The following is a 13,527-nucleotide window of genomic DNA, read 5'->3' on the forward strand; positions in this document are numbered from 1 at the left end:
GCGCAGAAGCGCTCAGGCGAGCGTGGCCTGCCAGTCGTGGTAGAGGTCGGAGAACCGGCCGCCGGCCGCGACGAGCTCGGGCGGCGTGCCGTCCTCGAGGATCGCGCCGTGCTCCACCACGATCACGCGGTCCGACGCCATGACGGTGGAGAGCCGGTGCGCGATGACGATCGCGGTGCGCCCCGCGAGCAGCGTGCGCAGGCCCTCCTGGACCTGCTGCTCGCCGGGCACGTCGAGCGCGCTCGTCGCCTCGTCGAGCACGAGCACCGCCGGGTCGGCGAGAAGCGCGCGCGCGAAGCTCACGAGCTGGCGCTGGCCCGCGGACAGCCGTACGCCGCGCGTGTCCACCGGGGTGTCGTAGCCCTGGGGGAGCGCCAGCACCGCGTCGTGCACGCCGACGGCGCGTGCGGCCGCCTCGATCCGCTCGCGGCTCGCGCCCGGGTCACCGATCGCGATGTTCGCGGCCACGGACCCGGAGAACAGGTAGGACTCCTGCGTGACCATCACGACGGCGCGGCGCAGGTCGCGCGTGGTCAGCTCGCGCACGTCCACCCCGTCCAGGCGCACGGCGCCCTGGCGCACGTCGTAGAACCGCGCGACGAGCTTGGCGATCGTGGACTTGCCCGCGCCGGTCGTGCCGACGAGCGCGAGGTTCTGCCCCGCGGGGATGCGCAGGTCCAGGTTGGGCAGCACGCTCGGGTGGGTGCCGTAGCCGAACTCGACGTGGTCGAGGCGCAGCTCGCCGCGCGGGCGGGGGAGCGGGACGGGACGCGTCGGCTCGGGCACCGTGGGCTCCTCGCCGAGCAGCGACGCGAGCTTCTCCAGCGCCGCGACCGCGGACTGCATCGAGTTGTAGAACGTCCCGATCTGCTGCAGCGGTGCGAAGAACCGCTTGGAGTACAGGACCGCCGCGGCGAGCACGCCGACGTCCATCCCGCCGTCGAGCACGCGCAGGCCGCCCACCAGCAGCACGGCGGCCACCGAGACGTTCCCGATGAGCGTGAGGCTCGTGTCGAAGACGCCAAACAGGCGGATTCCCTCGAGGTTCGCCTGGCGGTACTCCAGCGCGAGCGTGGAGTACTCCTTCGACGTCGCGCGCTCGCGGCGGAACGCCTGGAGCGCGCGGATGCCGGTCATGGACTCGACGAACCGGACGATCACGCGGGCCGCGGCGTTGCGCTGGCGGCGGTACTGCACCTGGCTGCGCAGCTGGAACCAGCGCGTCACGATCGCACCGGGCACGAGCGCCGCGATGAGCACGAGTCCGCTGCGCCAGTCCAGCAGGACCAGCGACGCCGCGGTGAGGATCATCGACAGCCCGCTCGCGGCGAGCGCCGTGACGCCGCCGTCGAGGAGCTCGCGCAGCGCCTCGGTGTCGGAGGTCTGGCGCGAGATGATCCGGCCCGACGTGTAGCGCTCGTGGAACTCCAGGTCCAGGCGCTGGGTGTGCCGGAACAGCCGCGAGCGCAGGTCCAGCAGCATCGCCTGACTCACCCGCGCGGCGAGCCGCACGGTCTCGGCCGAGAGCAGGCCGCCCACGACGGCGACGCCGAGGTAGCCGAACGTCGCCACCAGGGCGGGGGTCGGGGAGCCGTCGACCAGCGCCGGGATCCCGGTGTCGATGCCGTAGGCGACCAGCGCCGGGCCCGACACGAGCGCGAGCTGCGCGACGGCGACGGTGAGCGCCAGCCGGATCGCGCGCCCACGCACGGGTCGCACGAGCGAGCCGAGCAGGGCGAGGGAGGGGTTGGCGCCCTCGTGCGCCGGGGCGCGGTCGGAGCTGTCCGGCAGGTCGGGGGTCGCGCTCGCGGGCGTCGTGGTGGTCATCGGCGGCCTCCCGTCGGCGTGCCGGACCGCAGCCCGGCGAGGCTGCCGCCCCCGTAGGGAGGCAGTGCCTCGCCGTCGGGCGCGGCGTCGGGTGCGGTGTCGGCGTCGGCCACGTGCTCGCCGTGCTCCTCGGCCAGCGCCGTGAGCACGTAGCGGTAGTGGGGGTGGTCGCGCAGCAGCTCGGCGTGCGTCCCGGCGCCGGTGATGCGGCCGTTCTCGAGCACCGCGACGTGGTCGGCGAGCGCAACGGTGGAGGGCCGGTGAGCGACCACGAGCGTCGTGGTCCCCGGCAGCAGCGTGCGCAGCGCCTCGGTGGCGGCGGTCTCGGTGGTCACGTCGACGGCCGAGAGCGGGTCGTCCAGCACGAGGACGCGGGGTCGAGCCGCGATCGCGCGGGCGAGCGCCAGCCGCTGGCGCTGCCCGCCGGACAGGCTCATACCCTCCTCGCCGATCACCGTGTCGACGCCGTCGGGCAGGTCCTGCACGAACGTCGCCTGCGCGGCCGCGAGGGCGTCCGCGAGGCGCGCGTCATCGGCGGTGACGTCGGTGGCGTCGACCGCCTCGGCGGGCTCGCCGTCGCGTGGGTCCGCGTCGTTCCCGACGCCGAGCAGCACGTTCTCGCGCACGCTCGCCGAGAACAGCACGCTGTCCTCGAACGCCGGGGCGACGAGGGCGCGCAGGTCGGTGCGGCGCAGGTCGCGCACGTCCACGCCGTCGACGAGGACGGCACCCGACGTGACGTCGGTGAGACGCGGGACGAGGCCGAGGAGCGTCGACTTGCCGCTGCCCGTCACGCCGACCAGCGCGGTGGTGCGGCCGGGCGGAAGGCTCAGCGTCACGCCGTCGAGGACGGGGTCGGCGGACCCCGGGAAGTGCACGACGACGTCGCGCAGCTCGACCGTGGAGCCCTCGCGCGACGCGGGCGCCGGACGGGGGGCGGGCGCGGCGGGGTCGGCCAGCGTGTTGGGCTCGTCGATGACCTCGAGGTACCGGTCGGTCGCCGCGCGCGCGTCGAGCGTCATCGCCAGGAGGTTGCCGATCGCCTCGACGGGTCGGTTGACCACGGCCGCGGTGGCGAAGAACGCGACGAGCGCGCCGACGCTGGCCTGGCCCTCGACCACGAGCCACACGCCGGTGCCCAGGCACAGGGCCGTGACGGCCTCGGGGATCGTGGTGAGGGAGAAGGACACCCGCGCGAGCGTGCGGGCCTTCATCACCTCGGTCTCGCGCAGCTCGTCGGCCTGGCGCACGAAGTCCTCGTGGGCCTCGTCGCCGCGGCCGAAGGCCTTGATGACGCGGATCCCGTGCACGGACTCCTCGACCGTGGTGGCGAGGTCGCCCGCCTGGTCGCGGGCACGGCGCGCGGCGCGGGCGTAGGCGGTGCGGAAGCGGAAGGTCAGCACGACCATCGGGATGGCGCCGGCGAGGTAGAGCAGGCCGAGCTGCCAAGCCGTCGCGACCATGAGTCCGAGGCCCACGACCACGGTGACGCTCGAGACCACGAGCATGACGAAGCCGAATGCGAGCCACCGGCGCACGGCCGAGAGGTCGCCCATGATCCGGGAGAGGAGCTGACCGCCGGACCAGCGGTCGTGGAACGAGGCGGGCAGGTCGAGCAGGTGGTCGAAGAGCGAGACGCGCATCTCGTGCTCGGCGAGCGTGGCGGGGGTGGCGACGAACACGCGGCGGGACCAGACCAGGACCGCCTCGGTGACGCCGAGGACGAGCACGAGGCCGGCGGCCTGGACCACGCCCCGCGTCGAGCCGGAGGTGAGCAGCGGCCCGTTGACCAGCGCGCGCAGCACCTGGGGGATCGCGAGCGCGAGGAGGCTGGCGAGCAGGGCGGCGACGCCGCCCATCGCGATCCGGGGGATGGCGGGGCGGGCCCAGCGGACGAGCTGCGCGAGCGTCGCGGGGGTGGAGCGGGGGCGCTCGGGTCCGGACTGTGCGGGCGGCGGCGAGGCTGCCGGTCTGCGGGTACTCCCCGCCTGGGCCGGGTTTCGTTCCCGGCCGTGGTCCTTCGGGGTGGGGGCCTCGGCGCCAGTCATCGAATCGATTGTACGTCGCGCGTCTCTCCGCGCGGGAGGGGGTGTTCGCCAGGCGGGACGGCCGTTGCTCGTGGTGCAACAGGTCGGGTGGCGGTCGAGGAGCGGCCAGCGGCCGGTTGCGCGCGATCCCCGCGCGAACCCGATCGGACTGGCGCGTCAGTGGCGCGCGAGCTGCGCGAGCACGGTGTCCGCGAGCACCCCGACGGCGGGCACGAGCCCGGCGGCGTCGTCGAGCTCACCCGGCTCGGCGTAGCCCCATGCCACGCCCAGGCACGCGATGCCGTGCTCCGCCGCGCCCGTGACGTCGTGGTGGCGGTCGCCGACCATGAGGATCTGCTCGACCGGCGGCACCTCGACGCCGAGCAGCGGGAGCTCCTCGAGGGCGTGCGCGATCACGGTCGCCTTGGTGGACGGGACGTGGTCCAGAGGGGCGCCGTACACGCCGTCGACCAGCTCCGCGAGCCCGAACCGCTCGCAGATCGGTCGCGCGTACACCTCGGGCTTCGACGTCGCGACGGCGAGCGTCGCGCCGGCCGCGCGCAGGCGGCGCAGCTGGTCGGGGATCCCGGGGAAGACCTGGGAGTTCCACATCCCGCCGTCCTCGAACGCGCGGCGGTAGGAGCCGATCGCCTCCGACATCCGCTCCGCCGCGACGCCGTGCGCCGTCATCGACGCGGGCAGCGGCGGCCCGACGAACGAACGCAGGCCGGCCGCGTCGGGGACCGGCAGACCCATCGCGGTGAAGGCGGTGACCACGGAGGCGGTGATGCCGGGGGCGGAGTCGACGAGCGTGCCGTCGAGGTCGAGCAGGACGAGGGGGGAGCGGCGGGAGGTCATCGCCTCCAGTCTCCCAGGTGCGCTCCCAGGTGCACCACCGTGACCGCCCCGGACCCGGGCCGCTAGGCTTCAGCCACAGGCGTCGACCCGGCCATCACCGGCGAGCCTCCGGAAGAACGGGCACCGACGGCCCGGCCGCGCTCGAGGTGCGCGGACGGCGCAGCGCGGACCTCAGTAGAACCGGACGGGCAGGCCCGTCACAGCCGTCAACGAGTGGCCGCGCGCAGCGGGCCGGGCCTCGGACGCCACGTCCGGGATGCGGTGCAGCGCGTGGCAAGCGGGGTGGTACCGCGGTCCACCGGCCAGCGCCGGGAGGTCGTCCTCGTGCCCGTCGCCGGCCAGCAGAGGAGGCCGGTGGCACGCACGACCCGCGCGACGCCCCGGCACCGCGCGGCCGGCCGCACCACCCGCACCCCGCAGGAGCACCGTTGACCAGCTCGCACTACCCCCTCAGCCGCGACGCCGCGCCCTCGACCCCGCTCGTGGCCTCGCCGTCGATCCCGGCGATCGAGCGCGCCGTGCTGGCCTCGTGGGAGGCCGGCGACACCTTCCGCAGGAGCGTCACGAACCGCGACGCGGGCGAGAACGGCGGTAACGAGTTCGTCTTCTACGACGGCCCGCCCTTCGCCAACGGCCTGCCGCACTACGGCCACCTGCTCACCGGCTACGTCAAGGACGTGGTGCCGCGGTACCAGACGATGCGCGGCAAGCACGTGGAGCGCCGGTTCGGCTGGGACACCCACGGCCTGCCCGCCGAGCTCGAGGCCGAGCGCATCCTCGGCATCACGGACAAGTCCCAGATCGAGGCGATGGGCATCGAGGCGTTCAACGCCGCCTGCCGCGAGTCGGTGCTGCGCTACACCAAGGAGTGGCAGGAGTACGTCACCCGCCAGGCGCGGTGGGTGGACTTCGATAACGACTACAAGACGCTCGATCCCACGTTCATGGAGTCGGTGATCTGGGCGTTCAAGCAGCTCTACGACAAGGGCCTGGCGTACGAGGGCTTCCGCGTGCTGCCCTACTGCTGGCGCGACGAGACGCCGCTGTCCAACCACGAGCTGCGGATGGACGACGACGTCTACCAGATGCGCCAGGACCCGGCGCTCACGGTCGGCCTGCGGCTGCTGAGCGGGGAGTACCTGCTGATCTGGACCACGACGCCGTGGACCCTGCCCAGCCACCAGGCGGTGGCGGTGAACCCGGACGTGGCCTACGTCGTCGTCGAGCCCGCCGAGGGTTCCCCGCTCGCGACGTCCGTGCCCGACGGCGAGGCACCGCCCCGCGTGATCCTCGCCGAGGCGCGCCTCGCCGCCTACGCGCGCGAGCTGGGCGAGGACGCGCGCGTGGTCGAGACCATCCAGGGCAGCGACCTCGTGGGCGCGCACTACCACCCGCCGTTCCCGTTCTTCGCCGACGAGGCGGCCTACGCGGAGCGGGACCAGGCCGCCCGGGACGCGCTCGGCGTCGCGCCGGAGGACAACCCGCACGCCTTCGGAGTGATCGCGGGCGACTTCGTCACCACCGAGGACGGCACGGGCCTCGTGCACATGGCCCCCGCGTTCGGTGAGGACGACATGGCGGCGTGCGACGCCGTCGGGATTACGCCCGTCGTGACCGTCGACTCCGGTGGGCGCTTCACGGCGCTCGTGCCGGACTACGAAGGCGTCCAGGTCTTCGACGCCAACGCCGCGATCATCGCCGACCTCAAGGCGGGCTCCGGCCCGCTCGCCGCGGTGCCGGCGGACGCGCGGCCGATCGTGCTGCGCCACGAGACCTACGACCACTCCTACCCGCACTGCTGGCGGTGCCGGAACCCGCTCATCTACAAGGCGGTGTCGAGCTGGTTCGTCCGGGTCACGCAGTTCCGCGACCGGATGGTCGAGCTCAACCAGGAGATCGCCTGGACGCCCGAGCACATCCGCGACGGCCAGTTCGGCAAGTGGCTCGCGGGCGCGCGGGACTGGTCGATCAGCCGCAACCGCTACTGGGGCACGCCCATCCCCGTGTGGGTGAGCGACGACCCCGCGTACCCGCGGATCGACGTCTACGGTTCGCTCGAGGAGCTCGCACGCGACTTCGGCGACGTGCCGCGCAACGACCTCGGCCAGCCCGACCTGCACCGGCCGTGGGTCGACCAGCTGACCCGGCCCAACCCGGACGATCCTCGACCCGACGACCAGCGGTCCACGATGCGCCGCATCCCCGACGTGCTGGACGTCTGGTTCGACTCCGGCTCGATGCCGTTCGCCCAGGTGCACTACCCGTTCGAGAACGCGGACTGGTTCGAGCATCACTACCCGGGCGACTTCATCGTGGAGTACATCGGCCAGACCCGCGGCTGGTTCTACACGCTGCACGTGCTGGCCACCGCGCTGTTCGACCGGCCCGCGTTCCGCAGCGCGATCAGCCACGGCATCGTGCTCGGCTCCGACGGGCGCAAGATGTCGAAGTCGCTGCGCAACTACCCCGACGTGACCGAGGTGCTGGACCGCGACGGCTCGGACGCGATGCGCTGGTTCCTCATGGCCAGCCCGATCCTGCGCGGGGGCAACCTCGTCGTCACCGAGGAGGGCATCCGCGCCGAGGTGCGCGGCGTGCTGCTGCCGCTGTGGAACGCGTGGTACTTCTTCGCGCTCTACGCCAACACCATGCACGACGGCGAGGGCTACCGCGCGCAGCGCGTCTCGCCCGACGCCGATGGCCGGCTGGCCGGGTACACCGAGATGGACCGCTACCTCCTCGCGCGCACGCACGACCTCGCGCGCGACGTCACGCGGGCGGCCGACGGGTACGACATCGCCGGCGCGTGCCAGCTCATCCGCGAGCACATCGACCTGCTGACGAACTGGTACGTCCGCACGCAGCGGCAGCGGTTCTGGGACGAGGACACGACCGCCTACGACACGCTGTGGACGGCCCTGGAGGCGCTCACCCGGATCATGGCGCCGTTCGCCCCGCTGCTGACCGAGGAGATCTGGCGCGGCCTGACCGGCGAGGAGTCGGTGCACCTCACCGACTGGCCGGTGACGGTGCGGACCGAGGCGCGCGCGGAGAACGCATCGCACGAGGACGCGTTCACCTCCCGGCTCGCGAGCACGCAGTACGACGTCGAGCCCGCGCTCGTGCCCGACCCCGACCTGGTCGCGGCGATGGACCGCGTGCGCGAGGTGGTCTCCACGGCGCACGCGCTGCGCAAGGCCGCGAAGGTCCGGGTCCGTCAACCGCTCCGCTCGCTCGCCGTCGTGCTGGCCGACGAGGCCGAGGCCGCCGCGTTCGAGCCCTTCGCGCCGATCGTGGCGAGCGAGGTGAACCTCAAGGAGGTGCGCCTGGAGGACCTCGGCTCCGACGCCGCGGCGCGCTACGGCGTCGTCACGCGGCTCACCGTGAACGCCCGGGCGGCCGGACCGCGCCTGGGCAAGCAGGTGCAGCAGGTGATCCGGGCGGCCCGCGAGGGTGACTGGGCGCAGGACGCCGACGGCACGGTCACCGCCGGCGGGGTCGCCCTCGTGGAGGGCGAGTACGAGCTCGTCACGCAGGCCGCGGGGACCGGCGAGGGCGAGCTCGCTGTCGCGGTGCTGCCCGGCGGCGGGTTCGTGGTGCTCGACCTGGCGCTGGACGCCGAGCTGCGCGCCGAGGGGTACGCGCGCGACGTCGTGCGGCAGGTGCAGGACGCGCGCAAGGCCGCGGACCTGCACGTCACCGACCGGATCGTGCTGCGCCTCGGGGTCGCCGAGCACCATCGCGCCGCGGCTCAGGCCCACCGCGCGTTCATCGCGAAGGAGACGCTCGCCGTCGCGCTCGAGCTCGACGTCGTGCCGGAGGTCGACGTGCCCAAGGGGGGCGTCGCCGTCGTGGAGCTCGCGCGGGCCGAGGCCGACGCCGAGACCGGCGACGCCGAGCGTGCGACGGCGGAGGTGATCGAGTGAGCCGGGGCGGTGCGGACGCGTCGCGCCGCGAGGAGGACCGCGCGATCGAGGCGCGGGCGCGGGAGATCTACCACGAGATCCTGCGCCGCACTCCGGAGCACGACTTCGACCCGACGATCGACCGGGTGCGCCGGATCGTGGACCTGCTGGGGGAGCCGCAGCGCTCCTTCCGGGCCATCCACCTCACGGGGACGAACGGCAAGACGTCGACCGCGCGGATGATCGACGCGCTGCTGCGCGAGCTGAACCTGCGCACCGGGCGGTTCACGTCGCCGCACCTGGCGAACGTGCGTGAGCGCATCGCGATCGACGGCGAGCCGATCAGCGCCGAGGCCTGGGTGCGCACGTGGGACGACATCGCGCCGTACGTCGGGCTGGTCGACGACGAGCTCGTCGCGTCGGGGAAGTACGGCGCGACCGGGATCCTGTCGTTCTTCGAGGTGCTCACGGCCATGGCGTTCGCCGCGTTCGCGGATGCGCCGGTGGACGTCGCGGTGCTCGAGGTCGGGATGGGCGGGGAGTGGGACTCCACGAACGTCGTGGACGCCGAGGTCGCCGTGCTCACCCCGATCGCGCTGGACCACGAGCGCTGGCTCGGGCACACCGTCGCCGAGATCGCGGGCGTGAAGTCCGGGATCATCAAACCGGGCGCGACGGCGGTCCTCGCCCGCCAGAGCGACGAGGCGCTCGCCGTGGTGCTCGACCGGGCCGAGGCGGTCGGCGCGCGGGTCGTGGTCGAGGTGCCCGACGACGTCGAGGGCGAGGAGCTGCTGCTCACGCCCGGGCTCGCGGTGCTCGCGCGGTCGGTCGCCGTCGGCGGTCAGGTCGTCACGCTGCGCGGCATCGGTGCGGTGTACGAGGACGTGTTCGTCCCGCTGCACGGCGAGCACCAGGCGCACAACGCACTGCTCGCCGTCGCCGCCGTCGAGGCCTTCCTGGGCGGCGTCGCGCTGCCGGGGGAGGTGGTCGAGGCGGCGTTCGCCGGCGTGACCTCGCCCGGGCGGATGGAGCTGGTGCGCTCCTCGCCGACCGTGCTGGTCGACGCGGCGCACAACCCCGCGGGGGCGCGGGCCGCCGTCGCCACGCTCGAGGAGGCGTTCGCGTTCGAGCGGCTCGTCGGCGTGTTCGGCGTGATGGGGGACAAGGACGTCGAGGGGATCCTCGCCGAGCTCGAGCCGGTGCTGGACGAGATCGTCGTGACGCACTCCTCCTCCGTGCGGTCCATGGAGCTGGAGGACCTCGCCGAGCTGGCCCGCGACGTGTTCGGGGAGGACCGCGTGCACGTGGCCGACCGGCTCTCCGACGCGTTGACGCTGGCCGCCGAGCTGGCGGAGTCCGAGGCCATGGGCGTGGGGACGGGGGCCGGCGTCATCGCGCTGGGGTCCGTGGTGCTGGCGGCGGAGGTGCGCGCGCTGTTCGGCCGCCCCTGACGTTCGCGAGGTACTTTCCGTCCTTTCGCGAGGTGCTTTCCGTCCTTTCGCGAGAGGAAGTCCGTCCTTTCGCGAGAGGGTCCCGGTCGTCGGCACGGTCGATCGGCGACGCCCGCCGCCCCGTGTCAGGCTGTCGGCGTGATCGCCGACTCTCTCGACGCACTCGTGGCCCGCGTGCGGACGTTCGGCACGCCGTCGTCGCCCGGCACGCCGCCGGGTCGCGTGCTTCTCGGCCTGACCGGGAGCCCGGGTGCGGGCAAGACGACCCTCGCGACCCGGCTCGTGGCCGAGCTCGGACCCGACGCCGTGCACGTGCCGATGGACGGCTTCCACCTGGCGAACCGGACCCTCGCGGCGCTCGGGCGGAGCGGCCGCAAGGGCGCGCTCGACACCTTCGACGGCTGGGGCTACCTCGCGCTGCTCACCCGACTGCGCCACGAGGTCGACCGGACGGTGTACGCGCCCAGCTACCGCCGCGAGGTGGGCGAACCGATCGCGGCGGAGATCGCCGTCGAGCCCGCGCACCGGATCGTCGTCACCGAGGGCAACTACCTCCTCGTCGCGCAGGCGCCCTGGGACGAGGTGCGTGCCGCGCTCGACGAGGTGTGGTTCGTCAGCACGCCCGACGGCGAGCGCACCCGCCGCCTCGTCGCGCGGCACTCCCGGCAGCGTTCGGTGGAGGCGGCGACGGCGTGGGCCGCCGAGGTCGACGGGCCCAACGCCGTCGTGGTCGAGTCGACCCGGGACCGCGCCGACCTCGTCGTGCCGGGATCGCTCGCCTGAGAGGTCGCTCCGCGCAGGCGGGCGACGAAGATCCTCTCGCGAAAGGACGGAGATCCTCTCGCGAAAGGACGGAAAGTACCTCGCGAAAGGACGGAAAGTACCTCGCGAACGGAGTGGGCGCACGGACGGCCACCGCGAGGCACCGCGTCGGCACTCCCGTGCACACTGCTCGCACGGATGACCGCGCGGGTGCAGAGTGGGACGTGGCCCACGCGTGCTCCGGCGCGTGGGTCGGGGGAGACCCGGCGGAGCAAGACACGCAGCGAAGGAGCTCGACGTGAAGAAGCTGATCAACGACCCCTCGACCGTCACGCAGGAGGCGGTGGAGGGCTTCGTCGCCGCCCATGAGGACATCGTCGTCCAGCTGGACGGCCTCGTGGTGGCGCGCAAGGGCGGCGCGGTGCAGGGCAAGGTGGGCCTCGTCTCCGGCGGTGGGAGCGGCCACGAGCCGCTGCACGCCGGGTTCGTGGGCGTCGGCATGCTCGACGCCGCGGTCCCCGGCGCGATGTTCACCTCGCCGACCCCGGACCCGATCCTCGTCGCCACGAAGGCGGCCGACGGCGGCACGGGCGTCCTGCACATCGTGAAGAACTACACCGGCGACGTGCTCAACTTCGAGACCGCCGCGGAGCTCGCCGACGCCGAGGACATCGAGGTGGCGACCGTCGTGGTGAACGACGACGTGGCCGTCGAGGACTCGCTCTACACAGCCGGACGGCGCGGCGTGGCCGGCACCGTCCTGGTCGAGAAGATCGCCGGCGCCGCGGCCGAGCGAGGCGACGACCTGCAGGCGGTGCTCGCCGTCGCGCAGAAGGTGAACGCGCAGGTGCGCTCGATGGGCGTGGCCCTCACGGCGTGCACCGTGCCGCACGCGGGCAAGCCGTCGTTCGACCTGGCCGAGGACGAGATCGAGATCGGCATCGGCATCCACGGCGAGCCCGGCCGGCGGCGCATCCCGCTCGCGAGCGCGGACGAGATCACGGACCTGCTGCTCGAACCGGTGGTCGAGGACCTCGGCCTGTCCGGCGGCGAGAACGTCCTGCTGCTGGTCAACGGCATGGGCGGCACCCCGGCGTCGGAGCTGTCGATCGTCTACCGGCACGCGCGCAAGCAGCTCGAGGCGCGCGGCGTCACGGTGGCGCGGTCCCTCGTGGGCAACTACGTCACGTCGCTGGAGATGCAGGGCGCGAGCGTCACCGTGCTCGTCCTCGACGACGAGCTCACCGCCCTCTACGACGCGCCCGTCCGTACGGCGGCACTACGGTGGGAGCTGTGAGCGCAGCCACCCTCGACGTCGCGTGGGCGCGGCGATTCGTCACCCTGGCCACCGAGACCGTCGTCGAGCACCGGGTCGAGCTGTCCGAGCTCGACCGCGAGATCGGCGACGGCGACCACGGCGAGAACCTCGCCCGCGGCTTCACCGCGGTGGCCGCCGCGGTCGACGGCTCCAGCGCCGAGACGGTCGGCGGGGTGCTCAAGCTCGTCGCGACCACCCTGATGTCGACCGTCGGCGGCGCCGCCGGACCGCTCTACGGCACGGCGTTCCTGCGTGCGGCCAAGGTGAGCGACGCGCCGGAGATCGACGCGGAGGGCGTGCACACCCTGCTCGACGCCGGGCTCGAGGGCATCGTCGCGCGCGGCAAGGCCAACGTGGGTGACAAGACGATGGTCGACGCGTGGACCCCCGCCGTCGCCGCGGCCCAGGCGTCGGCCGCCTCGGGAGCGAGCCCGGCGGAGGTCCTGCGCGCCGCCGCCGACGCGGCGCGGCAGGGCGCCGTGGACACCGATCCGCTCGTCGCGCTCAAGGGCCGCGCGAGCTACCTCGGCGAGCGCAGCGTCGGCCACCGCGACCCGGGTGCGGCCTCCAGCGCGCTCCTGCTCGATGCGGCCGCCCGGGCGGCGCAGGCATGAGCCTGCGCCGCCCCGGCGGTCCGGGCCGGACCGAGAGCACCACCGGCCTCGTCCTCGTCTCGCACTCCGCGCTGCTCGCCGCCGGGGTCGTCGAGCTCGCCGCCCAGATGGCGCCCGACGTCGTGCTTCGCCCCGCGGGCGGCACCGACGACGCGCGGCTCGGCACGAGCTTCGACGTCGTCGAGCGCGCCGTCGCGGCCGAGCTGGACGCGGGCTGCGACGGCGTGGTGATCCTCGCCGACATCGGCTCGGCCCGGATGACGGCCGAGTCGGTCGTCGAGGCGCTCGAGGACTCCCGCGTGGTGCTCGCCGGGGGCGCGTTCGTCGAGGGTGCGGTCGCGGCCGCCGTGGCCGCGCAGACCGGCGGCTCGGTGCGCGACGTCGTGGCCGCCGCGGCCGCCGCGACCCGGCAGGTGCAGGACGAGCTCGACCCGGAGCAGCCCCGCGGGGTCACCTGCTCGGACGCCTCGCACGACCGCGCTGCGGTCCCGACCGCCTCGGGAGCAGTGAGCCGGCGGGTCAGGGTGACGAACCCGCAGGGCCTGCACGCTCGCCCGGCCGCCACGCTCGCCCAGCTCGCGGCGTCGTTCGACGCCGAGGTCACGATCGACGGCGTGGACGCAGGCAGCCTGCTCTCGCTCATGGGTCTGGGGCTCACCCAGGGGCTCGAGGTGACCCTCGCCGCGACCGGACCCGAGGCGCACGAGGCGATCGACGCCGTCGCGCATACGTTCGAGAGCGGTTTCGGTGAGCTCTAGCCCGACG

Annotated in this window: 9 protein-coding genes; 6 read left to right on the forward strand and 3 right to left on the reverse strand. The window is 73.8% G+C overall.

Annotation, left to right across the window (positions count from 1 at the left end):
* Positions 1 to 12 precede the first annotated feature (12 nt).
* The 3 genes from AC3AQ1_RS14705 to AC3AQ1_RS14715 form a co-directional block, all read right to left on the reverse strand.
* Entirely contained in the window at positions 13 to 1,827 is a 1,815-nt protein-coding gene (locus AC3AQ1_RS14705) for an ABC transporter ATP-binding protein (RefSeq protein ID WP_108719596.1), read from the reverse strand.
* Positions 1,824 to 3,875 carry an ABC transporter ATP-binding protein gene (locus tag AC3AQ1_RS14710; protein WP_108719597.1) on the reverse strand — a complete coding sequence of 684 codons (2,052 nt, stop codon included), beginning with the start codon at positions 3,873 to 3,875 and terminating at the stop codon, positions 1,824 to 1,826. The genes AC3AQ1_RS14705 and AC3AQ1_RS14710 overlap by 4 nt, the downstream gene beginning before the upstream one ends.
* A 156-nt stretch (positions 3,876 to 4,031) precedes the next feature.
* On the reverse strand, positions 4,032 to 4,712 hold the full coding sequence (locus tag AC3AQ1_RS14715) for an HAD hydrolase-like protein (RefSeq protein WP_108719598.1): 681 nt from the start codon (positions 4,710 to 4,712) through the stop codon (positions 4,032 to 4,034).
* A gap of 428 nt (positions 4,713 to 5,140) precedes the next feature.
* Here AC3AQ1_RS14715 and ileS point away from each other — a divergent pair, with 428 nt between their 5' ends.
* The 6 genes from ileS (at position 5,141) to dhaM (ending at position 13,520) form a co-directional block, all read left to right on the forward strand.
* A complete protein-coding gene (ileS, locus tag AC3AQ1_RS14720) occupies positions 5,141 to 8,638 on the forward strand; it encodes an isoleucine--tRNA ligase (protein ID WP_108719600.1) in 3,498 nt (1,165 codons plus the stop codon).
* Positions 8,635 to 10,068 carry a bifunctional folylpolyglutamate synthase/dihydrofolate synthase gene (locus tag AC3AQ1_RS14725; RefSeq protein WP_108719601.1) on the forward strand — a complete coding sequence of 478 codons (1,434 nt, stop codon included), beginning with the start codon at positions 8,635 to 8,637 and terminating at the stop codon, positions 10,066 to 10,068. The genes ileS and AC3AQ1_RS14725 overlap by 4 nt, the downstream gene beginning before the upstream one ends.
* A 138-nt stretch (positions 10,069 to 10,206) precedes the next feature.
* Positions 10,207 to 10,851 (forward strand): nucleoside/nucleotide kinase family protein, encoded by a 645-nt coding sequence (locus AC3AQ1_RS14730; RefSeq protein WP_108719602.1) that lies wholly within the window; start codon positions 10,207 to 10,209, stop codon positions 10,849 to 10,851.
* Between the two features lie 277 nt (positions 10,852 to 11,128).
* Positions 11,129 to 12,127 (forward strand): dihydroxyacetone kinase subunit DhaK, encoded by a 999-nt coding sequence (dhaK, locus tag AC3AQ1_RS14735; RefSeq protein ID WP_108719603.1) that lies wholly within the window; start codon positions 11,129 to 11,131, stop codon positions 12,125 to 12,127.
* The gene (gene dhaL / locus AC3AQ1_RS14740) at positions 12,124 to 12,762 is read left to right on the forward strand and encodes a dihydroxyacetone kinase subunit DhaL (protein ID WP_108719604.1); all 639 of its coding nucleotides are present in this window, start codon (positions 12,124 to 12,126) and stop codon (positions 12,760 to 12,762) included. Before dhaK ends, dhaL begins: the two co-directional genes overlap by 4 nt.
* On the forward strand, positions 12,759 to 13,520 hold the full coding sequence (gene dhaM, locus AC3AQ1_RS14745) for a dihydroxyacetone kinase phosphoryl donor subunit DhaM (protein ID WP_108719605.1): 762 nt from the start codon (positions 12,759 to 12,761) through the stop codon (positions 13,518 to 13,520). Before dhaL ends, dhaM begins: the two co-directional genes overlap by 4 nt.
* The last annotated feature ends 7 nt before the right edge of the window (positions 13,521 to 13,527 follow it).

Source organism: Miniimonas sp. S16 (assembly GCF_057748195.1).

Coding starts and splice junctions, on each gene's coding strand:
- AC3AQ1_RS14705 (WP_108719596.1), bottom strand. CDS start 1,827: ATGACCACCACGACGCCCGCGAGCGCGACCCCCGACCTGCCGGACAGC.
- AC3AQ1_RS14710 (WP_108719597.1), bottom strand. CDS start 3,875: ATGACTGGCGCCGAGGCCCCCACCCCGAAGGACCACGGCCGGGAACGA.
- AC3AQ1_RS14715 (WP_108719598.1), bottom strand. CDS start 4,712: ATGACCTCCCGCCGCTCCCCCCTCGTCCTGCTCGACCTCGACGGCACG.
- dhaM (WP_108719605.1), top strand. CDS start 12,759: ATGAGCCTGCGCCGCCCCGGCGGTCCGGGCCGGACCGAGAGCACCACC.